The sequence below is a fragment of the Metamycoplasma faucium genome (genome assembly GCF_045160055.1).
Taxonomy (GTDB): domain Bacteria; phylum Bacillota_I; class Bacilli_A; order Mycoplasmatales; family Metamycoplasmataceae; genus Metamycoplasma; species Metamycoplasma faucium.
In genome coordinates this window covers 546,621-571,743 of the sequence record NZ_CP088155.1, presented here as the reverse complement: position 1 = coordinate 571,743, position 25,123 = coordinate 546,621, and the positions used below count along the sequence as shown (strand labels likewise).

General features: G+C 23.4%; 21 protein-coding genes, 4 tRNA genes and 1 other RNA gene. 15 read left to right on the top strand and 11 right to left on the bottom strand.

Going from position 1 to position 25,123, the window contains the following annotated elements:
- Window positions 1–6: 6 nt before the first annotated feature.
- Entirely contained in the window at window positions 7–1,380 is a 1,374-nt protein-coding gene (locus LQ356_RS02740; RefSeq protein ID WP_405311349.1) for a glycine--tRNA ligase, read from the bottom strand.
- 102 nt (window positions 1,381–1,482) lie between these two features.
- Between LQ356_RS02740 and ffh the strand changes: the two genes are divergently transcribed.
- On the top strand, window positions 1,483–2,808 hold the full coding sequence (gene ffh, locus LQ356_RS02735; protein WP_405311347.1) for a signal recognition particle protein: 1,326 nt from the start codon (window positions 1,483–1,485) through the stop codon (window positions 2,806–2,808).
- A 118-nt stretch (window positions 2,809–2,926) separates the two neighbouring features.
- Here the strand turns inward: ffh and LQ356_RS02730 are convergent, their stop codons facing one another.
- The 6 genes from LQ356_RS02730 to LQ356_RS02705 form a co-directional block, all read right to left on the bottom strand.
- On the bottom strand, window positions 2,927–3,283 hold the full coding sequence (locus LQ356_RS02730; protein ID WP_405311345.1) for a hypothetical protein: 357 nt from the start codon (window positions 3,281–3,283) through the stop codon (window positions 2,927–2,929).
- Between the two features lie 166 nt (window positions 3,284–3,449).
- On the bottom strand, window positions 3,450–4,604 hold the full coding sequence (locus LQ356_RS02725; protein WP_405311343.1) for an MHO_1580 family protein: 1,155 nt from the start codon (window positions 4,602–4,604) through the stop codon (window positions 3,450–3,452).
- A complete protein-coding gene (locus LQ356_RS02720) occupies window positions 4,597–4,719 on the bottom strand; it encodes a hypothetical protein (protein WP_405311341.1) in 123 nt (40 codons plus the stop codon). The genes LQ356_RS02725 and LQ356_RS02720 overlap by 8 nt, the downstream gene beginning before the upstream one ends.
- 31 nt (window positions 4,720–4,750) lie before the next feature.
- Window positions 4,751–5,887, bottom strand: a complete 1,137-nt coding sequence (locus LQ356_RS02715) for an MHO_1580 family protein (protein ID WP_405311340.1) — start codon at window positions 5,885–5,887, stop codon at window positions 4,751–4,753.
- Between the two features lie 147 nt (window positions 5,888–6,034).
- The gene (locus tag LQ356_RS02710; protein ID WP_405311339.1) at window positions 6,035–6,382 is read right to left on the bottom strand and encodes an MG284/MPN403 family protein; all 348 of its coding nucleotides are present in this window, start codon (window positions 6,380–6,382) and stop codon (window positions 6,035–6,037) included.
- 170 nt (window positions 6,383–6,552) lie between these two features.
- Window positions 6,553–7,101 (bottom strand): inorganic diphosphatase, encoded by a 549-nt coding sequence (locus LQ356_RS02705; RefSeq protein WP_405311337.1) that lies wholly within the window; start codon window positions 7,099–7,101, stop codon window positions 6,553–6,555.
- A 153-nt stretch (window positions 7,102–7,254) separates the two neighbouring features.
- On the opposite strand from LQ356_RS02705, the gene ruvA reads away from it, so the two are divergent.
- The 12 genes from ruvA to LQ356_RS02645 all read left to right on the top strand — a co-directional run bounded on the left by ruvA (window position 7,255) and on the right by LQ356_RS02645 (window position 23,082).
- On the top strand, window positions 7,255–7,863 hold the full coding sequence (gene ruvA / locus LQ356_RS02700; RefSeq protein ID WP_405311335.1) for a Holliday junction branch migration protein RuvA: 609 nt from the start codon (window positions 7,255–7,257) through the stop codon (window positions 7,861–7,863).
- A complete protein-coding gene (ruvB, locus tag LQ356_RS02695; RefSeq protein WP_405311333.1) occupies window positions 7,847–8,788 on the top strand; it encodes a Holliday junction branch migration DNA helicase RuvB in 942 nt (313 codons plus the stop codon). The genes ruvA and ruvB overlap by 17 nt, the downstream gene beginning before the upstream one ends.
- 27 nt (window positions 8,789–8,815) lie before the next feature.
- Complete coding sequence (secDF, locus tag LQ356_RS02690) at window positions 8,816–11,458, top strand: protein translocase subunit SecDF (RefSeq protein WP_405311331.1); 2,643 nt, start codon at window positions 8,816–8,818, stop codon at window positions 11,456–11,458.
- Between the two features lie 19 nt (window positions 11,459–11,477).
- Complete coding sequence (gene hisS / locus LQ356_RS02685; protein WP_405311330.1) at window positions 11,478–12,740, top strand: histidine--tRNA ligase; 1,263 nt, start codon at window positions 11,478–11,480, stop codon at window positions 12,738–12,740.
- Between the two features lie 9 nt (window positions 12,741–12,749).
- Window positions 12,750–14,408, top strand: a complete 1,659-nt coding sequence (gene aspS / locus LQ356_RS02680) for an aspartate--tRNA ligase (protein WP_405311328.1) — start codon at window positions 12,750–12,752, stop codon at window positions 14,406–14,408.
- A 92-nt stretch (window positions 14,409–14,500) separates the two neighbouring features.
- Window positions 14,501–14,752: a preprotein translocase subunit SecG gene (secG, locus tag LQ356_RS02675; protein WP_405311326.1), complete on the top strand. Its 252-nt coding sequence runs from the start codon at window positions 14,501–14,503 to the stop codon at window positions 14,750–14,752.
- A gap of 6 nt (window positions 14,753–14,758) precedes the next feature.
- Window positions 14,759–16,918 carry a ribonuclease R family protein gene (locus LQ356_RS02670; RefSeq protein WP_405311324.1) on the top strand — a complete coding sequence of 720 codons (2,160 nt, stop codon included), beginning with the start codon at window positions 14,759–14,761 and terminating at the stop codon, window positions 16,916–16,918.
- A 9-nt stretch (window positions 16,919–16,927) separates the two neighbouring features.
- Window positions 16,928–17,359, top strand: coding sequence for an SsrA-binding protein SmpB (smpB, locus tag LQ356_RS02665; protein WP_405311322.1), 432 nt, complete (start codon window positions 16,928–16,930; stop codon window positions 17,357–17,359).
- A 12-nt stretch (window positions 17,360–17,371) separates the two neighbouring features.
- Window positions 17,372–17,765, top strand: a transfer-messenger RNA (tmRNA) gene (gene ssrA, locus LQ356_RS02660).
- A gap of 80 nt (window positions 17,766–17,845) precedes the next feature.
- Window positions 17,846–19,666, top strand: coding sequence for a hypothetical protein (locus LQ356_RS02655; RefSeq protein WP_405311321.1), 1,821 nt, complete (start codon window positions 17,846–17,848; stop codon window positions 19,664–19,666).
- Between the two features lie 68 nt (window positions 19,667–19,734).
- Window positions 19,735–21,915, top strand: coding sequence for a hypothetical protein (locus LQ356_RS02650; RefSeq protein ID WP_405311319.1), 2,181 nt, complete (start codon window positions 19,735–19,737; stop codon window positions 21,913–21,915).
- Between the two features lie 147 nt (window positions 21,916–22,062).
- Window positions 22,063–23,082 (top strand): IS30 family transposase, encoded by a 1,020-nt coding sequence (locus LQ356_RS02645; protein WP_405311318.1) that lies wholly within the window; start codon window positions 22,063–22,065, stop codon window positions 23,080–23,082.
- 187 nt (window positions 23,083–23,269) lie between these two features.
- Here the strand turns inward: LQ356_RS02645 and LQ356_RS02640 are convergent.
- The 4 genes from LQ356_RS02640 to LQ356_RS02625 form a co-directional block, all read right to left on the bottom strand.
- Window positions 23,270–23,345, bottom strand: a tRNA-Val gene (locus LQ356_RS02640).
- A gap of 1 nt (window position 23,346) precedes the next feature.
- A tRNA-Glu gene (locus tag LQ356_RS02635) sits at window positions 23,347–23,422 on the bottom strand.
- Window positions 23,423–23,427: 5 nt separating this feature from the next.
- Window positions 23,428–23,502 (bottom strand) — tRNA-Asn (locus LQ356_RS02630).
- 101 nt (window positions 23,503–23,603) lie between these two features.
- Window positions 23,604–23,679, bottom strand: a tRNA-Thr gene (locus LQ356_RS02625).
- Between the two features lie 105 nt (window positions 23,680–23,784).
- Between LQ356_RS02625 and LQ356_RS02620 the strand changes: the two genes are divergently transcribed.
- Both LQ356_RS02620 and rsmH read left to right on the top strand, forming a co-directional pair.
- Window positions 23,785–24,225, top strand: coding sequence for a division/cell wall cluster transcriptional repressor MraZ (locus tag LQ356_RS02620; protein WP_405311317.1), 441 nt, complete (start codon window positions 23,785–23,787; stop codon window positions 24,223–24,225).
- Window positions 24,222–25,121: a 16S rRNA (cytosine(1402)-N(4))-methyltransferase RsmH gene (rsmH, locus tag LQ356_RS02615; RefSeq protein WP_405312179.1), complete on the top strand. Its 900-nt coding sequence runs from the start codon at window positions 24,222–24,224 to the stop codon at window positions 25,119–25,121. The genes LQ356_RS02620 and rsmH overlap by 4 nt, the downstream gene beginning before the upstream one ends.
- The last annotated feature ends 2 nt before the right edge of the window (window positions 25,122–25,123 follow it).

Below are 25,123 nucleotides of genomic sequence, written 5' to 3'. Positions count from 1 at the left end.
ATTTCCTTATTTTGTTTTATATGCATCATTTAGATAATTAATTATTTCATCAACTTTAATTGTTTTTTGAAGCATATTATCACGATTACGAACTGTAACTATATTTTTCTCAATTGTATCAAAATCAATTGTTATTGCAAAATTAGCACCGATAGCATCATAACGACGATATCTTTTGCCAATTGAGCCAGTTTCATCATATAAAACCCTTATTTCAGTGTTTTTTAGTATACTGTCATATATTTCTTTAGCTTTTTCTGACAATTTTTTCATTAGTGGCAAAATAACAACTTGAATTGGAGCAATTTTATAATCTAAATGCATTACAATTCGTGAATCATTATTCGGTAAAGATTCAACATCATAAGAATCGATTAATAAAGCAAAAAGTAAACGATCTAATCCGATTGACGGTTCAATTACATAAGGAATTATTTTTTTACCTTCATCATCTAAATATTCAAGTGACTCATTTGAATATTTCATATGTTGTTTAAGATCATAATCACCACGGTTAGCAATTCCTAAAAGTTCCCCTCATCCGAAAGGAAATAAATATTCAATATCACTAGTACCTTTTGAATAATGACTTAATTCTTCTTTTTCATGAGGACGGATACGAATATTTTTTTCGTTTATACCTAGAAATTGAACAAAATTTTTGCATTTTTCAATTCAATATTTATAGTATTTATTTGCATCATTTTCTAAACAAAAAAATTCAAGTTCCATTTGTTCGAATTCACGAGTTCTAAAAATAAAATCACGTGGTGTTATTTCGTTTCGAAAACTTTTACCAATTTGCCCAATTCCAAAAGGCAATTTAGCGCGTGTAGTTCTTTGTACATTTTTAAAATTAACAAATATACCTTGTGCAGTTTCAGGGCGCAAATATGTTTTTGAAGAATCATTTTCAATAGCTCCCATCCATGTTTTAAACATTAAATTAAATGGTCTAATTTCACCTCAATTGCATTTAGAACCATCATATTCATTAACTTTTTCTTTAATTAATTTTTCAAGTTCTGAATAATTTAATTTTTCAATATTTATTTGTGGAAATAAATCTTTAATGATGTGGTCAGCACGATAACGTTTGTTATTTATTTTGTTTTCAATTAAATAATCTGAAAAATTATCTAAATGTCCACTTGCCTTTCAAACGTTGCTATTCATAATTATTTTTGAATCAATCAAATAATTTTTTTCTTTTCTAACAAATTCAGAAATTCAATATTTTTTAATTGCATTAAGCATATTAATAGCATAGGGACCATAATCTCAAGTATTAGTAATACCACCATATATTTCAGAATTTTGATAAACGAAACCAGATGTCTTTAAATGATTTATTATTTCTTGAATATTTTTTTCTGTCACTTTTTCACCTCAAGCATATAAATAAAATCGGAAAAATAATTTATATATTTTACCACATTTTATCGTGTATTTATCTAAATAATAATTTATAATAGATATATTATGTTAGATTTTATCCAAAAAAGAATGCAAAAATCAATGGACAAAATAAATAAGAAAATGTCCATATCTGAAGAAGATATTGTCGAAGTTTTAAGAGATGTTAAAATGTCTTTGCTTGAAGCAGACGTTAATTTAGAAATTGTTAGAGCTTTTACAAAAGAAGTTAAAGAAAAGGTATTAGAAAGTAAAATTATTGGTAAACTAAATCAACAAGAAACATTTTTAAAAATTTTTAAAGATGAACTTGTTAAAATTTTAGGTCAAAAAAAATGTGAAGTTAAACTAAAAAAAGTTCCAACTTCAATTATGCTCATTGGACTTCAAGGTTCCGGTAAGACTACAACCGCTGCAAAATTATCAACTTTCTTAAAAAGAAAAAAGATCTGCCAAAATCCTTTATTAGTTGCTGCCGATGTATATCGTCCTGCTGCTCGTGAACAATTAAAACAATTAGCTAAACAAATTCAAACTGATTATTTCACTTTAGATGAAAATGATGCAATTAAGATAGCTAAAAAATCGTTTGATGTTGCATATAACAATAAAAATGATTTTGTTATTATTGATACTGCTGGTCGTTTATCAATTGATGATAAACTAATGGATGAATTAAAGCAAATTAAAAAGCACGTTCACCCAGATTATATTTTTTTAGTTGTTGATGCAATGAGTGGACAAGATGTAATTAATGTTGCAAAAACATTTAATGAAAATTTAGAATTAGATGGAAGTATTATTACTAAACTTGATAGTGATGCAAGAGGAGGCGCTGCTTTAAGTATTTCATACTTATTACAAGTTCCGATTGTATTTATTGGTGTAGGAGAAAAAACCTCCAATTTAGAGTTATTCCATTCAGACCGAATGGCTGATAGAATTTTGGGTATGGGAGATGTTATGTCTCTTATTGAAAAAGCATCAGAAGAAGTTGACGAAAAACTAGTTAAAAAAATTGGTTATAAAATGTTAACTGGAAAATTTGATCTAACTGATTTAATGAATAGTTTGGAACAAATTAAAAAAATGGGTAAGATGAAAGCAATATTAAGAATGATTCCAGGCCTTGCAAATAAAATTGATGATACAAAAATTGAAGAAGCTGAAAATAAATTTAGAATTTATACAATCTTAATTAATTCAATGACTGAACAAGAAAAAAAATTACCTAAACTTCTTAAAAATGCAGAACGCAAAGCAAGAATTTTAAAAGGTTCAGGTAGAAGTGCACATGAATATAATATGCTATTAACTGATTTTGAACGTATGGCAAAACAAATGAAGGATATGGCAGATGGTAAATTACAAATGAAACCAGGAATGTTTTAATTTCGTAACAAAGTTTATTTTTATAAATTAAAAATTATCTTATTTTATTATTAATTAATGCAAAATTTAACTCACAATTAAGTTGGGAGTTTTATTTTATTTGTAAAATTAGAAAAAATTAATTTATTACTTTTTCACTATCTTTTTGTTTTTCGATTTGCATTTTTTTCAATTGTTCTTTTTTGAATTCTTCAATTTCTAGATCTCTTAATGTTAACAAATAATTAATTTCTCAAAGTAAAACTTGATTTCTTTTTGTTTCTCTTTTATTAAATTCTCTTTCAGTGCCTTTCTTAACCGCTTCTTCATAAAAATTTCAATGATATGATATGTTATATCTTTTATCTTTGTTCTCAATTAATTTATGAATTAGATCATAATTTTTATCAACTAATAATTTTCTAAGAAATAATAAAGAATCATAATAAGCTTTTTTAAAATTAGTTATTTCTAATGAATTATTTGTGTTTTTCATAATATTTTTCCTTCTTTTTAAAATTTTTTTCTGTAACTGTTTTTTTGCCTTTTAATTAATCCAAATAAAATAAACTTTTTTAATTAAAATGCAACCTATAAAATTAATTCACAGTGTTGCACTTTTTGTTAAATTTATACACTTAATAGAATAAGTGCATGAGTTCTTATTTATATGTTCATATAGAAGTATTTTTTTCTAAAGTATTTCAATCAACTTGTTTTTTATCAAATCTAAGTTTGATTAATCCATTATATTTATCAAAAAATGGTTGCGAATATTTATCTGATGAGTGTAATATTGTAGAGGTATTATCAAATAAATTCTTAAAAATGAATCTTCTACTAAAATATCCAGAAAAATTCAAAGGCAATATATATCCATTAATCTTGCCATTTTCATCTTCAATAAATGATCTTGTTGTTTTATTGTAAGAATAACTTTGATTGTCTGAGTAAGTAACTTCTCAAAAATCATAATTTTTAACTATTTTTTGATCATATTTATTTTTCATATCATTTTCAACTCCGCTTAAATCATATTTATATTTTTCCAAATAAAAACCTTTAAGCAATTTTTCATTCATTGGTAATTTTTTATTTTCTTTTGGCATTATATTTGAATAATATAATTTAGCTAATAAATTATTGCCTTCATTTTGTTTAATTTTAGAATAAATATAGCCATCAATTTTTAGGTATGATATTGAAGAATATTTATCTTCTTCAAATGATTGACCCGAAAGATTAGATTTAGTTATTTTATAGTTTATTTCATGTATATATTTATATTCAATTCTATTTGGTGTGGATGCATCGCCTTTCTGAAAAGTTTTTCGTTGAATATTCATATTTTTTAAATGAATTCCAAAAGGCATCATTTTTCATCTACCTAATCGTGCAGTATATGCAACTAAATCATTAATTCTTGTAAAATCAATTTTTGCACCGTCATTATATTTAAAAATTTGATATTCATAATAATCGTTACCAATTTCTTTTCTATTGCTAATATCTACTTCCTTATTATTAACTAATATTTTAAAATTTTCAATTAATGATTTTTTGCTTACTCTAAAAATTATTGTTGCAGAATTATCTACCAAATTACGTATGATTTTGATATAAATTGGATTATTTTCAATGGCTTGATTGTTTGTTTTTAATATTCCATTTCAACTTGGATTATTTCAAGAACCGCTTGTAGGTCTTCCTCGATAAACATAAGATTCAAATGTATTATTTAATTCTTCGGTTATATATTCGGTTTTTATGTTATATCTAATTGGGGGCCTATCTGGGGTTTTTGGTAGTTTATTCAATAATGGAATCATTTAATACATCCGTATTACCTAATATTTGTCCACATTTTTTTAATTTTTCTTTAAATGAAAGTTTAACTTTATTTAAATATGCAATAAAACTATTGTTTTTCATAAGTTCTCCTATACATTTTGTTAAATAAACATTACAAAGCATGGTATTTTCAATTATTAATCATATTTTCAATATTGCTATTATTTAAGTTGCTTTGATTAATTTTTAATTTGACTACTCCATGTAATGGATCAAAAATCTTTTGAGAAATTTCCCCATTATATTCAAAACGAGTTTTTTTATCTTTTTCAAATCAATTTTTGAAATCTAGAGAATATGAATATTTACCAATAAAATCTAAAGGAAAATAATAATTAAATCTTGAATCATTGTCATTACTTATAATAAATTGTTTACTAATCTTGTCATATTTATATTTTGAATCTAAATTATAACTTTGAGTTCATTCATAATCAGTTTTTTTAAGATTTATCTTATATAACATATTGTCTGAAAAATAGGAATTTAAAGAAAGGTATGAATTTGTGAAAGAAAATAAATTTTTTAATACATTGTTCATTGGTAATATTTGTTTTTGTTTTGGTGAAATGTTTCGATATTTGAGTTCAAGAAGTTTTTTAAATTCTTCTCTAAACTTAGGATATCAAATATTACCTGTAATCTCATAAATGAAAATTGATGAATCTTTATCGTTTTCAAAGGTTTGGTTAAATAATGATGAACCAGTAATTTTATAATTTATTTCATAAATATAACTATATTTAAATGTTGTTGTATTTGACGATGTATTTAAAACATCAGTATTTATATTCATATTTCTTAAATCAATTCCAAAAAGAGTATTATGTACTCGTTTATAATTTCCGGAAAATGAAATTAAACGATCAAGCTTATCAAATAGCAATTTCTTACCACTATTGGTTTGATATATTTCATATTGATAATAACCATTTTCAATTTCTTTAACATTTTTAATATCCAAAAATTCATTCATTGCTCATACTCTAAAATTTTGTTTAACTAAATCGTTATGTATTTTAAATGTTAAAGTAGCATATTCGTCATTGAAATTTCGTTTGATTTTTATATAAATAGGTTTATCATTAAGTCTTTCATTATTAGTTCGAAAGAATAACGGATATTCCATAGTGTTATCATATTTTTTGAAATCAGGTCCATATTTCAAATGATGAAATGTATTTTTTAATGTTTGAGTAATAGTTTGAACATTTTGGTTATTTGTAAAATTGTTTTGTAATAATGTCATCTTTCCTCGTAAAAAAGTTTATTTAATTGTTGCCTAATTTTAATAATTAGACAAAATTAATTAAATATGCTTTTTACAAGGTTTTGTAAAAAATGAAACTAAAAAATATTGTTATTTATATATAAATAAAAAAAATTAAAAGTTTCATTATATAAGAATTGCTAATATTAAATTTAATAATCCTTCTAGTTTTCTATAGTAAGTTGATTTTGAAAAAAATTTCAAATATCATTTTCGATCTTTATCTATATTTAAAAAATCATTATTAAAAATAATCCTATGTTCATCTGATAATATTTTGATAAATGAATTTGTTAATAAGTGTTTCATTTTCAAAAATGTATTTTGTAATTCGATGATTTTAGGATTATTTTTAATATATTTGTTTTCTTTAGCGTTGAATGATTTTTTAAGGTTGCTTTCTTTAAATTTTTTAATAAGTGTTATTACTTGAAAATATTTCATTACTGTATTAAACTTTTCTTTGAAATCCATTTTTTTATATCCTTTTCTATGTTTTTTCTATTTAAATTTATCCCTTTATTAATTATTTTAGTATAAAAAAAATAGTTTTTTTATAGATTTTTTCGCGCAAAAAAATTATATATTTAAGCGCCTTAAATATATAAAAAAATGCAAATTTTTGCATTTTTTCATCAAAATAATTAGATATATTTTTCGGGATGTTCTTTTTTCATTTTTTCAATAAATTTATCTTTATCCATTTGACCATATTTTTCCATTAAATGGCAACATTCATTATATTCATTTTCCGCTCAGTTAATATCTTCAAAACCGGTAACTTTAGTAATTCCTTCACCTTTAAAGTTTTTATAAGTTGTAAAAAAGTTCTTTACATTTTGAAGTCACATTTTGTCAACATCTTTTAAAGAATTAATATTGTCCAAACGATAATCATCAGCGTGCACTCCGATTAATTTTGTATCAGTTTCTCCTGAATCAATCATTTTCATAGCACCTATTATTCTTACATCTAAAGAAGTTCCTGGTAAAAAAGATTCAGATGAATAAACTAAAACATCAAGTTCATCGCCGTCTCAATCAAGTGCTTCTTTAATATATCCATAATTTGTAGGGTATTTAAAATCTCCTCTTAAAATTCTATCTACTTTAATTTTGTTTGATTTTCTATCATATTCATATTTAATATTTGAATTTTTAGAAATCTCAATATTTACTTCAATTTTTTTCATATATCTTATTATATAAATAAGTTTTAATTTTACTCATTTAATTTGCATTTTTGTACTTTTTTGATAAAACTTACCCTTAGTTTTCACAAATTTTTACCAATTTTAATTTTTCTTGTTTTCTTTATATTAGAATGAAAATTGTAAGGAGAAAAAATGACAATATACAAATACGGCAAAATTATGCACGTTAACACAAACTATCTTATTTTAGATCACAATGGGAACGGTGAACTAATTTATGTTCCTAACATTGAAAGATTTAAAAAAGATGAAGTAAGAAAAGTTTTTATTTCAAGCATAGAAAATGAATATTCAAAAACAACCTATGGATTTGAAAACTTTAAAGAACTTGTTTTGTTTGAAGATTTAATTTCATTACAAGGATTGGGTCCAAAAACAGCAATAAGCATTTTAAATGAAGGATGAGAAAAAATAATTAATTTAATTGCTGATGGTAATAAAGATGAATTGGAAAAAATTAATTATGTTTCAAGTCGCGTCGCAAACAACATAGTAAGCAATTATCAATCTAAGTATGCTAAGTTTGTTGAAAAATTAGTTAATGGTGAAGATTGAAAAGCTAAAAATAAAGTTTCAAATTCATATAACAATCAATTTGAAGAAACAATGAAAATGCTTGGGTTTAAAACACAACAAATTAAATATGCACTTGAAAAAATAAAAATAACTGAAAACATTGAACAATGTGTTGAAGATGCAATAAAGTTAATAAGCCAAAATCAACATGAAATCAGAGTTTAGAGTTAAATCATTTAGTGATTTTATTGGTCAAGAAAAGATAAAAGAAACATTAAAAGTTATGATAGCTGGTGCAAATGAGCTCCATCAACCTATTGACCATATATTATTTTATGGACCACCAGGATTAGGAAAAACTTCTCTTGCTAAAATAATTGCATTAGAAACAAAGCGAAACATAATTTATGTGCAAGGTCCTTTATTAGAAAGAAAAAGTGATTTATTAACATTACTTTCTTCATTTAAAGATAACGATATTGTATTTATTGATGAAATACATGGAATAAATAAAAACATTGAAGAATTATTATATTCAGCTTTGGAAGATGGTGTTGTTGATGTTGCTATTGGAGTTGATGGTGATAAACGAATTATGCGAATGAAACTTAATAAGTTTTCGTTAATTGGTGCAACAACTAAATTTAATCAAGTATCCAAACCATTAAAAGATCGTTTTGGATTTATTGGTAAATTAGCAAATTATAATAATTCTGAAATCGAACAAATTGTTAGAAATTCAGCAATTCGAAACTCAATTGAAATTGATGAAAAATCAATTAAAGAAATTGCAAGTCATTCTCGGCAAACACCAAGAATTGCTAACAATCTATTAAAAAGAGTTTATGATTTTGCGCTCTATGAAAAAAGTACAAAAATCAATAGCTCAATTGTTAAAAAAGCATTTAATTTTATTGGAATATATAAGTTTGGTCTTTTACATTCTCAAATTGAATATTTAAATGCTTTACATGAAACTTTTAATGATTCATATGCTTCATTAGATGCTTTGTCTAATATAGTAAAAGACGACCGCTATACAATCATAAATGAGATAGAACCAACATTACTTTATTATAAGTTAATTGAGAAATCGCCACGAGGTAGAAAAATAACTAATAATGGGGTTCAATATTTAACTAAAAAATAAAATAAATATATTATAATTTCATGAACTATGAAAAAAACAAGAATCATTAGCACAAAATTTAGATGATTTATCAATATATTTTTAATGATTGCAATGCTAATTGCAATTATTTTTGGTTCTATTTTTTATTTAAAACCTAAATTATCAACCAATACAGATTCAAATATCAAGAGTATTAAATCAACACTTAAAATTTCTAAGTCCACAAATGATAATTTAACCAATAAAAAAACATTAAGCGATAAAGAAGTTTTACGTAAAACTAAAGCATATTTGCAAAACAAAAACTTATTATCTACATATGATTTGAGTATTACTGGTAAAAATCAAATATCTTTAACAGATTATACTAGCAAAAATGATGTGCAAAAAAATCGATTAATTAATTCTTTAACAAAAAAACCTTATTTAACCTTTACATATGAAAACGGCGACCCTGTTTTCTATAAAGGTAAATTTCAGTCTTGATATGATCCAAATCGTAAAAGATTGAAAGATTTTCTGGAAGGTGATCCAGCTGATTTTATGCCTGAATTGGAAGAAAATCCAGCATTTTCATATAATTCTCAAGGTTATTCAAGAAGAGTTGGTTTAAAATTCACTGAAAATGGCTGAAAAGAATATATTAAATATGGAAATGAAGCATATTATAGATATACAAGACATGGAATTGGTCCATCTTCTGCCTATATTTGAACCAATTTAAAAGAATATATAAATTGACTTAAAGAAAATGATCCTGAAACATATAAAAAATATAATGGTAATCCTGTAAAATCAGCATTTGCAGATGGAAGAACTGCCCCTGAGGAAGAAAAAACTAAAGATAAAAACGGTAAAACTAATAACAAAAACGATAAAAATGTAAAGAAAAGTAAAATAAATCCTTATTTAAAAGAAAGTGCTGCAAAATATTTAATTAGTTCAACTCACCCACTTGCAATGGTTCCTCAAAATTCTGCAGTAAATTCATATATTAATATTTTTAATGAAAATAAAGCAGGATATACTGATGCTGAACTTGCTGCTGCAATTAATTATTCAATGGCACCTTTTGAGCTTTCGCTAGAATATTCATACTATGAAACAACTAATTTTTCTAATGTTAATAGATATTTAATAGTTCTTTCAATTTTATATGCTTTGTTTTCAGTATTCCTCATTGTTAGATATAGACTATATGGTTTAGTTTCAATCATAACTTTAGCATTTTTCTTGTTTATATTATTAACAATAATAGCTGCGTTAAATATATTTATAAGTCCAATCATTGCTTTAACTATAATTGTTTCATTTGTTCTTGCATTTGAATTAATTCACAACCTTTTAGATTCATTTAAGAAAGAAATTCAAGATGGAGCTAATACTACTAAAGCCATCTCTAAAATTATTAAGACTGCTTTAATTCCGTCTCTAGATAGTATATTTTCAATAATTGTCCTCTCTATCTTTGCAATATATTTAAATACTCTTTATAGTACTCCGATTGGAATAATTTTATTTACATCAATTGTTATAAATTTTGCAATTGCAGTCATTATGCAATATTTAATTATGCGAAATTGGGCAAAAACTGAATCATTTGATAAAAATTATCATTTAGTTCTATGGAATGGAAAATATAGTCAAAAAATATATAAAACAGATTTAATTTCAAAATCAAAATATTTTTCAATTGGTTTTGCTTCGCTTATTGTTCTTGCCTTTGTTATGTATTTTATATATGCAGGTATTAATCAATCATGAAAAAACGGATTAAACCTTTCTTCTGAATTTAAGGGCGGATATACTTATTTGTTTTCTCCTAAGGAAGGTAATTATTTCAATAAAAATGAAATAAATGAAGTAATTAAGTTTTTAAATTCACATAGTGGTAAACTTGGCAAATTTAATGCTAATTCAGTTTTATATTCTAATGAACCATATAGAGAAAGCTATGGATTATTGCTTAAGTCACAAAATGATATTTTATCTTCATTAGAACAACTTAAGAATTTAAATCCTGTTTTACAAAAGATGATACTTAATTCATCAAAAATTCAACCAATAAGTTTAACTTCTGACATTTTAACAATATCAATTATTATTTTTGCTTCATTATTAATTATTGCTGCATATATGACATTAAGATATTCACTTATTTCAGGAATCATTTTATTTTTAAAATCTCTTTTTGCTATTATATTTACACTTTCACTAATCTTAATAACAAAAGCAAAAATTAGTACTAATTTATTAGATTCATTAATTCTTTCAACTATGTTTATAATAAATGATTCAATTATAAATTCATCAAAAATTAAATTTGAATTTACAAAAGACGTTAATACTAAAAATTACATATTTGATAAAGCAAAAATTAGTGAAATATTTAGAATTAACATAATTCAAATATTATCAAGACAATTAACTAATTTAACTACATGAATTATCTTTATTCCATTAACACTATACTTGATGAATTCATTGAATAGTTCATTTGTATATAGTATTTCTTATGCCTTAATTATGCTTCCATTTATTAATATTTTCTTAATTCCAAACATTTGAAGATCAATAGTAGTTTTAAAATACAAATTAAAACAAAAACGTATTGCAATAGGATATTGAGCATCAAGATCTTCAGTTGAAGAACAATCATTCATCGGAATTAATGAATATTCAATATAATTAATAATAAGGAATATTAATGTTTAACAAATTAAAAGGCACAAGAGACATTTTTGGTAAAACAGCAGATATTTTTAATTATATTAAAAATGTCTTTTTTTCATTTACTGAAAATTACAATTATAAATTTATTGAAACTCCAATTATAGAAGATGCAAATTTATTTATTCGTTCAGCTGGCGAAACTAGTGACATTGTTAATAAGGAAATGTATATATTTAAAGATAATAATCAGCAATTAATTGCATTGCGACCTGAAGCTACTGCTTCAACAATTAGAGCATATGTTCAAAATAAAATAAACAATTTTGATGGTGATGCTAAATTGTACTATTTTGGCCCAATGTTTAGATATGAACGCCCACAAAAAGGTAGATATCGTCAATTTTATCAAGGAGGAGTTGAATTAATCGCCCCAAAATCTTCTCTTGCTAATTTTGAAATTATTAAACTTGCATATGATTTTTTAACCAAACTAAAGATTAATGATTTTATTATTGAAATAAATAATCTAGGTTCATTTGATAGTAGAAATAAATATATTTTGGATTTAAAAAAATATTTTGCTAAATATAAAGATGAATTATCAGTCTTATCACAAGAAAGATTAGATAAAAATGTTTTAAGAATTTTTGATGATAAAGTTGATGGTGAAAAAGATTTTGTCAAGAAAGCACCAATTTTATGAGATTATTTATCAAATGAAGAAAAAGTTAATTTTAATGAATTATTAAAACTTTTGGATAAATTTAAGATTAAATATAAAATAAATAATTTTTTAGTTAGAGGTCTTGATTATTATAATGATATAGTTTTTGAATTTGTTTCAAATTCAGAAGCATTAGGTGCTAAATCTACTATTTTAGCGGGTGGCAGATATGATGGAATGATTAAAGAATTTGGCGGCCCTAATAAAGACTCGATCGGATTTGCATTTGGTGTTGATCGCCTTATTGAAATAGTTTCAAGTCAAATTCATTTATACCCAGAATTAATTGATAATTTAGATATATTAATTGCATATTTAAATGATAATGAAAAAGAAAAGATTGTAAAAATTGCTTATGATTTAAGAACTAAATATAAAGTTAATTTAATAAACGAAAAGATAACCATTAAACAATTATTTAAGAAACAATATGATTTAAAACCTAAATATTTAATTTTTAAAGAACTAAATATGCCTAAAAATTATATAAAAGTTAAATATCTTAATACAAAAGAAGAAAAAGAAATAGAATATATTAATTTAGAAGATTTCGAAAGAAAAATATTGATGTAAGGAATGAAGATGAAACAATATTATTGCGGAAAATTAAACATAAATAACCTAAACGAAAATGTTGAATTATTTGGTTGAATTGCAAATAAAAGAAAATTTAAGAATCAATTATTTCTTGACTTACGTGATTCATCTGGGGTTGTTCAATTAATTTTTCAAAACATATCAGATCCAAATTTAACTAAAGAAAGCTGTTTATATATAAAAGGAATTGTTTCAAAAAGAATTGAAGCAAATTTAGAACTTTCAAGCGGAGAAATTGAAGTTATTGTTAGTGATTATAAAATTTTAAATCAATCTAAACAAATACCTTTTGAAATTAATAATAAGTTAAACTCAGCGAATGAAGATTTAAGATTAGAATATCGCTTTTTAGATTTAAGACAAGAAAAAATGCTAAAAAATTTACAATTTAGACATAAATATTTTTTAGCATTACGTAATTTTTTTGATAAAGAAGGATTTATTGAAGTTGAAACACCAATTTTATCCAAATCTACTCCTGAAGGTGCTAGAGATTATTTAGTTCCCACTCGAAGAAAAGGAAAATTTTTCGCTTTGCCACAATCACCTCAACTATATAAACAATTATTGATGGCTTCTGGTGTTGAAAAATATTTTCAAATTGCCAGGGTTTTTAGAGATGAAGATTTAAGAAAAGATAGGCAACCTGAATTTGTTCAACTTGATATCGAAATGTCTTTTGCAAATATTGAAGATATATTTTCTTTATGTGAAAAGATGTGACAAGAAACTTTATCACAATTTGGTTATAAAATTAAAACTCCTTTTCCTCGTATGAATTATTTTGATGCTATGCAAAATTACGGTACTGATAAACCCGATACTAGATATGAATATTTAATTAAAGATTTTTCTAAAGAATTAAAATCAAAACTAGATTATAAGTATATAAAATGTATTCTTTTTGATAAAAACATTAGTGAACATATTAATAAAATTAATGAAATATTTACTAAAAATGCTGGCGAAAAATTAACTATTTTAGACTCAAATAATGCTCAATATCTTGAATATACAAAACTATTAAAAATTAAAAATAATAATTTAACTTTACTAATTTCTTCTGGAAAAAAAGAAGATGATGTTTTAAAATCATTAGGTGCTATTCGTACATATTTAAACGAAGTTTTTGAATTATCAGATCCCAATCAACTAAACTTCCTTTGAATTGTTAATTGACCAATGTTTGAATGAGATGATAACACTAAAATGTATGTTCCAGCACATCATCCATTTACTCAATTTGATGAAAGTACACTTAAATATTTAGAAACAAATGAATTGGACAAAGTACGTGCAAAATCATATGACAATGTTTTAAATGGTTTTGAACTTGCTTCTGGATCAATGCGAATATTTGATCCTAATGTTCAAAAGAAAATGTTTGATGTTTTGAAATTATCTGAAAAAGAACAAAAAGATAAATTTGGTTTTTTCTTAAAAGCATTTGACTATGGATTACCTCCTCATTGTGGAATTGGCTTTGGACTTGAAAGATTACTTATGATATTAACTAATTCTTCTTCAATAAGAGATGTAATTGCTTTTCCTAAAAACGCTAAAGGTTTAGATCTAATGTCACAATCTCCTTCGGAAGTAACTGAACAACAACTATCTGAATATTCACTAAAAATTGAAAAATAATCTAAAATATAATAATATTTATTTATTACCATTTAATAATTTACAAACTAAGTAAGTTTGAAAAACAAAACAAAAAATAGAAAGGAATAAATATGAGAACTGCATCTTTAGTAATAATAATTATTTTAATCTTAATTTCTTTTGCACTTATATTTGTTTCTTTTTTATTAGCTCCAGATTCAAATAGTTTTAGTGGTGCGCTTGTTGGTAGCAATGATTTAGATTTGTTTAAAGTATCTAAAGAACGTGGGATTAAAAAAGTTCTTAAATGATCAATGTATTCATTAGGTGCATTATTATTTATTTTAGCTATTGTTTTACGTGTTGTTTTACAAAAGGGATAATTAATTATGGCTAATAATAATTATTTTTCCCGGAATAATTTACATAAAAATAATTTTGAACTTAATGAAAAAAAAGTTTTAGACTTTATTATTACCAATAATAAGGTTACTTTTTTAGATATTGCAAAAGGTCTTAACATTAAACCATTTAGGAATAAGGAATTAACTAAAATATTACAAAATTTATTAAAGTTTAATAAAATCGAATGTAATCAATTCGAAAAATATTATGCTTTAACTTTCATTCAAACAATTGAAAACAATATTTCTATAACCACTAAACGTTTTGGATTTTTAGATTTTGAAAACTCTACTTCTGAAAAATGTAGTGCTTTTTTACCTGCACCTTCACTTATAAATATTTTAGATAATGATCTAGTCAAAGTTAATATATATTCATATAAAGATGAAAATAATAAAATTTTTTACAAAGCTAATATTCTAAAAATAATTAAGCAAAATCATAGTAGTTTAGTTGGCAAACTTGAAATTATTAACCATAAATATTATTTTGATGCTGTTGAGCCTCAAAATAATGCTCACTTTAAAATTCTGAATTTAAGCAAAATTCCTAATAATTTAGCAAACATTAATGATTTACTTTTTAAATTTAAAGTTATCGGTTATGATGACAAATTTGTTTTAATTGATTTTGAAAAAATAATATGTTCTACACAAGAAGAAAATTATGTAATTAAACAAATAATTGAATCTAATGATATTAATGAAGAATTTTCTAATGAAGTTATTGAAGAATCTAATAATATCCCTGATGAAGTTTCTGAGCAAGAAATAGCTAAACGTACTAATTTAATTAATCTTAGCACAGTAACTATTGATGGACTTGATACTAAAGATTTTGATGATGCTATATCTTGTTATAAACTTAATAATGATAACTATAAATTATTTATCCATATTGCTGATGTTTCATATTATGTTAAAGAAAATGGTGCAATTGATTTAGAAGCTTTACATCGAGGGACAAGTATATATTTACCTAATAAAGTAATTCCAATGTTACCTTTTAAATTATCAAATGGTATTTGTTCACTAAATCCTAATGTAATTAGAGCATGTATAACATTAGAACTAGAAATTAACAAAAATGGTGATAATGTTTCATATCAAATATATCCAAGCGTTATTAAGTCTAATTACCGTTTAACATACAATGATGTTAATGATTTATTCGAAAACAAAAATAATACTATTCCTTTGGATATTAAGAATAATCTTTTTGCAGCAAGAGAATTAGCGCAAATTTTAATGAAGAAAAAAGAAGAAGAAGGATATATTGATTTTGAAATTGAAGAACCTAAATTAATAATTGAAGATTCTAAAATAAAAGATATTATCATTAAAAAAGAAGGAGAATCTGAAAAATTAATTGAGGCCTTTATGGTTAGAGCGAATGAAACGGTGGCAACAATGATGGAAAAAAGCAAATTTCCTTCAATTTATCGAATTCATGATAGACCAAGTATTGAAAAACTTCAAGAATTACAAGAACTATTTAAGTTTTCTAATATTAATATTTTTGTACCTATGGATGGAAGTCCTAAATCATTTGAAATGATGGTTCAAAAACTTAAAAACATTAATTTTGATTCATATATTAAATCTTTTTTACTTCGAACTATGCAAAAAGCAATTTATTCTGCTAAAAACATAGGACATTTTGGTTTGGCTTCCAAAGCTTATTCACATTTTACAAGTCCAATTAGAAGATATCCAGACCTTCTATTGCATCGATTAATAAGAAAATATATTTTTAATAAAAAATATAGCGAAAGTATCTATGATACTGAATATAGTAAAATTGATAATATAGCATTACAAAATAGTGAAAGTGAAAAAAATTCAATGCAAGTTGAGCGTGATTCAGTTGATTATTGAAAAGGTAAATTTTTCAATCAATTTATTAACAAAACTTTTCAAGCGACAGCAATTTCAATTGAAAAATATGGAATATTTTTTAATATTGAGGAATATCAAACAAGTGTTTTAGTTAGATTTGATAATATGAATAATAATATGCTTATGATTTCAAAATATGAAGCTTCCGGAAACAACATTACTGTAAAAGTAGGAAAAAAATACAATATTATTATTGATTCTATTGAAATTGAAAAAGGAAAAATTAATGCTAAACTAGCATTATAATTATCTAATATGGATAAATTAATAATTAAAAATAAATTTCCTAAATCAGATTATGACATTTATACTACATATGAATGTGGTATTTCATTACTTGGATGAGAAGTTAAAAGCATAAGAGCAAAAAATATTAAATTACAAAATGCATTTTGTTCAATTTCACTTAAAAATGAATTATGACTTAATAATGCAAATATTGCTCAATATATGCTTGTTAAGTGCGATTCATATCGTTCAAGAAAATTATTATTACATAAAAATGAAATTTTAAAGATTCGTTCTTTAATAGATCGAATGAAATTAATAATAATTCCACTTTCACTTTATTGAAAAAATAATAAAATAAAAATTGAAATTGCACTTGCAAAGCAATTAAAGAAATTCGACAAACGTGAAAAAATAAAAAAAGAAGAACAAAGAAAGCAATTAAAGAATATAATTTAAATGCATTTATTTGGGGGTGTAATGGCTTCGACAGACATCTAAATTAATGTATTGCAGTGGTATTGCAAACCATAATGCTTCTAGGCTTTTTAAACGCAAACGAAAATAAAAAACCTATGAATCAAGAAATTGATTCAAACTTTGTTTTAGCACAAAGTAATTCAAACCTAGCATTTGCATATTAATAAATACTAGTCACTTAATTATTTTGTCTTGAATAATATAAGTGTGATTAAAGACTTGATATTTTTTGTTTCAATTAGTGAAAAATATGACATTTATAATTGACTAAATTATAATATTTGTTAGTTTTGTAAATAATATTAGTACTAATAAACTAAATAAACTGTAGGTATATATTAATAAGGATGTGTGGACCGGGGTTCAATTCCCCGCATCTCCACCATTTTTTATTTTTTATTGCCAAAAAATAAAATTATATGTATAATACACAAGCTTTTAAAAAAATAGAAACGGAAACATTAAATGAGTAAAAAAATCTTAATAATATCAAATGCATTAAGTAGTTTAACTTTATTACCTTTAACTTCAATGGCATGTAAAGATAAAAAAATAAACGAAAAACAAAAAGAAAATGAAAAAGAAATTAAAAATAAACTAAATGATTATGCCAAAAATAAATTTAATCTAAATATAGACTCATCAAAATTTACATTAGAAGAAGCAAAAAATATAAATAATTATCATTACACACTTGAACAAAATTATTTATTCAAATTAAGAGAAATAAAAATAGAAAAAAATAAAGCACTTGTCAAGTATTCAATTTTTGATAAAACACACAACATAGAATCAGATGAAGTTGTAAAAGAGTTTACAAATTTTAAACAAAATATTACTGATAAATTCGATGAATCAAAATATAATGAATTACTAAGTCTTTTTAATTTAAATAAATCAAAACTTGCATCTGAAAATGTAAATAATTTTACAAATGATAAGTCTAATGAGAATTTTAAAAATTTAGATGTTAAACTATTAGAATACGATGATTTATTGGGCTATATTAAGCTTTCTATCAAAGGGATGTATAAAAACATGCCATTTGAACTAAAGGATTACACCATTAATAATTTTGAAAAAGAAAATATTAATAATTCAAATATAAATAATATTCAAGGTAAACTTGATATTCATAAAATGATTGAATATAATAAAACTATTAATGATATAAATAAATTAACTAATGTTGAATTATTGGAATATTTTTCCGAATTATTTGGTTATAATGAGAAAAATGAGAAAATTGACTTATTAAATTTATTAAAAGATAAAAGATATACACTGGATACGTTTAAAATATTATCTAAAAGCAATAACCATTCTTTTAAAATAAAGTTATCATTTATTTACAAAAAATTTGATGGTTTTAACGAAAATATAGTTAAAAAAACTATTGTTGAAGAATCTAATAAAATGCTTGATAAGATATCTTATAATGATAAGGATATTGCAAATTATTTAGTATCAAAATTATCTAAAAAGGCTAACAAACCACAATATGATTATGCATCGGCATATAGAGCAAATTTTTGAAAAAGAAACTTATCATCTTCACCTGATTTTTTAGAATTAAAGAATGAAGAAAAATATAAAAATCAATTTAATTTATCTGCCATCCAACTTAAAGATTTATCAGTTAGTGCTAATGATATAGATGGAAAACTTCACATATCATATCAATTAATTATGTATAAAAAGAATAATGAAACTATTTCATCAAATATCTATGAAACAACAATATCTGGTTTTAAAAATATAAATTTAGATTTCTTAAAAAAGAATTTTTTAATCAACGAAAAAGATCCTTCTAATGAGAGATGGAAAAAATACGCTAAAGAATTAAAGGACAAATATGATTCACTTTCCGAACAAGAAAAACCTAATTTTGAAATATTAGATGAAACTATGAAAGCGAAATATTTTGGTTATTCAATTGATAATAATGTTTGAAATGTTATGAGACAAAGAAATTTTAAAAATGCTGAACCAAATGAATTAAGAGAAAATAACACTTGAAATTTTTTCTATAAAAATATAGGTAATACGCTTAAAGAAGCATTTAATGAAAAAACAAATTGCATAAATAAAGATGAAAAACAATTTCAAATAAATAATATAAATGTTGCGTTTAAAAAAATATCTAATTTTAGGTATGAAAATAATTTTTTCAAATTTGATTATGTCTTTGAAATTTCATATGCAATAAACAATGGAACAAATGCAAATTCAGAATCAGATAAAATAATTAAACTTAATTATTCATTTACACAATACTATAAATAATTGGCGAAAGTCAATTTTTTATTAATTTAATATTTGTTATAATTAATAATTAAATTAAGGCATAGATAATGAATAAAAAATTTAAATTATTGGTGTTAGGAGATTCAATATCTCAAGGATTTAATAGTAAAACCGGTTCATATACATATGGATATAAAAAAAGTGATGATAAATTTTACAAAGGTTTGTCTTATGGTGATTTTTTAATCGAACTTTTTTATCATAATATATATTCAAACAAAAAACTATCTAATGAAGAAAAAAATAACATTTGAAGCAATATTGAATATAATAATCTATCACTAGCTATTGTTAGAATTCATGATTATATTGACCTATTAAACAAAAATTATGAAAATACTGAATTATTCAAAACAATAAATTTAAACAAAAAAATTAATGAATGTTCCACTTTTAAATCTAATTTTACAAATAATTTTTGAACAATTGATAATAATTTAAAGTTTAAGGCTAATTTTGGCAATCTTTCAAATGAGCTCATAAATGAATTAAAAACTAGTGATTTATTGTTAATTTCTTTAGGCGGCAATGATTATCAATCGTCGCTACCTTATCAATATATTAATTATTTAATTCATGAAAAAAATTATTTTTCAATTGAAAAAATTAAAAAAATTATCTTTGATAATATAAAAGATATTCTGAAAAAAATAGAACTTAAATACATTGATTTTATTCAAAAAATAAAATCAATAAATAATAAATTAAATATTATTCTTGTTGGCTATAGCCCTTCATTTTTTCCTTTATTATTAAAAATAGAAGAATTAACAAAGAAAAAAAATCCAACATTATTTGCTGATTTTTTTAAATTAATTAATAAATTATTGAATGACTCACTAGAATATATTAGCAAAGCAACCAATACATATTATGTACAAACATTTTTCTTTACAAAATGAAAAAAATATGCAAATATATTTTATGAAAATGCAATTGATGTTCACCCCACAGAATTAGGATATCAACAAATCGCAAAAAATATATATGATTTTATTTTGAAAAATAAAATAACAAATTTTCTAAATAAAAAAAATATTTTTAAAAATCTGTCAATAAATAAATTAATTAATATATCTAACAAATATAAAAGTGATTTTAATTTATTATTTGACATTAAAAATATTAGGAATAATAACATTTTAAACATTTTAAATGCTATATTTTCATTGCAAAAATCAATAGGAAATCCCTATTTTAAAATCTTAGTTAAGAATTTTAATGCAAATTCAGCAATGATTCCTACTAATATTATTTCAAGAAATGAATATCTTACATTATCAAATGTATTAAGTGAAAATTTATTTTATATTATCAATAAATTAGATAATTCTAATATAAAAGATTTTCTTACAAAAATTAAAAACGAAGATGATGAATTGATTAAAATTATCGGATCTATATTAAACTCTAAAGAATTAAATAATTTAATTAACAATTTTGAAAAAGAATTTTCAAATTATAAATATGTTAATATAAAACATTTTTTTACTTTATATATAAGTAAAAATCAACAACTAATTTTTAGTTTATTTAAAAAATTATATTTTGATGAACAATTAAAATTTAAAAATTTAATAATTGATTTTATCAATGCTATAAAAAATGATATTAATAAACATAATATTTATCCTATTATTAATGACGATATTAAAAATTTCTTTCTTGAATTGTCAAATGATGAAATAACATTAAATATATTTAACAAAATTACTAATTTATTAATTGTTGATTTTGCAAAATTTAAGAATTATGACAATTTTGATTTATTTATAAATGAATTTATTTTATTAAAAAAGGATTTAATTAAAAATTACATAAGAAGTTTTTTTGATTTTTCGAATAGTTATTTTTCAAATTATAAAAATAAATTAGCTTCATTTATATTAAGTTTTCTAAAAGTTAATATAAATGATTTATCAAATAGAGATTGAAAAAAACTTAATAAAGTCATTAAAATCATTTTCTCAACATTAAATGATGAGACTAAAAAAGAAGATTTAGTTGATTTAATATTTGAAATGCTTATAAAAACTAAATTCTGAGATTTTGTTAAATTAGATGCAAATAATTTTGTTCATTATATGTTTTTCATTTGGAAAAAGTTTAAATATGTTATAAAGAAAATTATTTTTAGATGAAAATATCGCTATATTTTAAAAATAATAATTCATTTGTTTTTCTTAAGAACTTCAATAAAAATTAAAAATATTTTTAAATATAAATAATAAATATAAAAAAATAAACACATCAATCCAATTTAAAAGATGATGTGGCTACATTGTAATATCAAGTGCAACACTATGAGATAATTTATAGAGTTGCATTTTTATATAAAAAAAGAGCAACCATTTTGCTTCAGAAGGCGGTTACTCATGATTAATAATTATAATCATTTAAATTATACCAATAGAATTCTAATAAAAGAATATTTAAGTAAAAATTACTCAATTAGGAAAATATCTAAAGAAATTAAAAAAAGTCCTTCAACAATATCACGAGAAATCAAAAGGAATTTTGATTGCTTTAATTTAGAATACAATCCTGAAATAGCTGATAAAAAAGCTATGACTAGGCATAAACACAAGTTTTATTTTTGAGATCGTCATATATATGAAAAATATGAAGATTTTACCAATCAATTTGTAGCATTATATGATGGTAAAAAATGAATGGTTGAAAATACTTATTTTTATATTAAAAATAATTTTAATTACCCTATCCCTTCGCTTAAAACAATTTTTAATTGGATAAATTCAGGAAAATGGGCTATACAACGGAAAGAATTATTGCGAAGATATTATAAAAAGGGCGGAAAAAGAGCAAATACAAATATAATTGATAGACTAGTTGGCGCTAAATATGTAAAGCCAATTTGAACTCGTCCACAAGAAATTAATGATAGATCTGAGTTTGGTCATTGAGAATTAGATCTTATTTGTGGCAGAAATGTTCGTGGGGCATATCATATCATTACATTTGTTGAACGAAAAACTAGATTTTGCTATACAGCAATGATAAAGGGAAAACATCCAGATAATTTAAATAGAATTCTTTCTAAACTTATAGGTTCCAACAATATTCCTGTTAGATCAATTACAACTGATAATGGATTTGAATTTAGAAAATTAGGGTTATTAGCTTATAAATTTGATATATGCATATATTTTACAGACAAATATGCATCTTGGCAAAAGGGAAGCAATGAAAATTGAAACGGTTTATTTAGAAGATATTTTCCTAAAGGAACTAATTTTGATGAAATTGATCCTGAATACATTAAAGAAGTAACATTAGAAATTAATTATAAACGTAGAAAAATATTGAACTGAAATTCTTCATTAGAATATTACAAGGAAAATTTAATTGAAACTTACAATAAGATTTTTGAATAATTATTAATATTTAATTTCAAAACACTATGTGTTTATTTTTAACATATTTTTTTACTTTTTTAATACATGAATTTTTGAAAAAAGATAAAATAAAATATGAAGCACATAGTGTTGCACTTCATATTACTTTCTAGCCACATCAATCCAATTTAAAAGATGATGTGCTTTTTATGTGCATTTAAGCAAATGGTGGAGAATGAGGGGCTCGAACCCACGACCCTTGCCTTGTAAGGGCAATGCTCTCCCAACTGAGCTAATTCTCCATGGTGACCCTAGCGGGACTCGAACCCACGCATGTATGGATGAAAACCATATGTGTTAACCACTTCACCATAGGGCCATAAATGGCGCCGACTATTGGGTTCGAACCAACGACCAACTGGTTAACAGCCAGCTGCTCTACCGCTGAGCTAAGTCGGCACAATTAAATGCTTACATAATTATAACTAAAAAAAGAAAATTAGCATTAAATTTTTAACTTTTTTAATTTATTTTTTATTTCAAATTGCTTATAAAGCATATGGTGCTGATTAGAGGGATCGAACCCCCGACCCATTGATTACGAATCAATTGCTCTCCCAACTGAGCTAAATCAGCATAAAAACATTTTACCAAATTACTAAAAATATAAAAAAATTAAATTTTTATGCACTAAAAAGAAAAATAGTGTTAGAATTAGAGTGATAGTGGAAAGAAGTGGGAATGTTTGGAAAATATTATAGAACACTAGATGACAAGAACAGAATAGTTATTCCGACTAAACTTTTAAAAGAGTTGGGAGAATTATTTTATATCACTATTGGTCTAGATAAATCCTTAGTATTGCGCACAAAAAATGAATTTGAAAAACTACGTGAAAATCTTGATGCTAATAATCAATTAGATAAAGAAGTTCGTAATTTATCAAGAATATTATTTGCAAATACTGAGGAATTAATCCCTGATAAATTAGGAAGAATTACTTTGCCAAAATACTTACTTGAAAAAATAGCTATCAATAAAGAAGTTGTTTTCATTGGTTCTGGAAATAAATGTGAAATATTTGCAAAAGAAATATATGACATTAATGAAAAAACTTATGAAAATGAAGAAAGCCTTGACAAATTGGCTGAAAAATTACTTGAAAAAGGAGTTAAGTTATAGAAAAACATATCCCTGTTTTGCTTGATGAAGTTATTGAAAAATTACAAATTAAAGAAAATGGTATTTATGTTGATTTAACTCTCGGAAGAGCTGGTCACAGTAAGGAAATACTTAAAAAATTAACGACTGGTAAGTTGATTTGTTTAGATAAAGACATTGAAGCAATAAATCAAAGCAATGAAATTCTAAAAAAAATTAATAGTAATTATGTATTAATAAAAAGTGATTTTCGCTTTTTATCTGATGTTTTAAAAAAAATAAACATTGAAAAAGTTGATGGTATTATCGCCGATCTAGGTGTAAGTAGTCCTCAACTTGATAATGTAAATAGAGGTTTTAGTTATTCACAAAATTCCGATTTGGATATGAGAATGGATATAGACCAAAGTTTAACTGCAAAATATATATTAAACAACTATTCATTTGAAACTTTAAATAAATTATTAATTGATAATGCTGATGTAAAGTTCTCACAAAGAATTGCGAAAGAAATTATCAAAAATAGACCTTTTAATGAAAGTTTCGAATTAGTTGATTTATTAAAAAATATATTACCTGCAAAATTATTAAAACAAAAAAATCCTGCAAAACAAGTTTTTCAGGCCTTAAGAATTGCTGTTAATGATGAATTGAATGCTATAAATGATTTATTAAAACAAATACCAAATCTTTTGAATAAAAATGGCAAATTTCTTGCAATCAGTTTTCATTCTAAAGAAGATTATTTAATCAAAAAGTTTTACCAAAACTTAACTTATAGAAATCCAAAACTTGACAAACTTCCAATTCAAGAAGAAAGATCATGAAGTCAGAAAATTATTTTTCCTTCAGAAAAAGAAAAACAATTAAACAAACGATCACATAGTGCGAAATTAAGGATAATAACAAAACTATAATC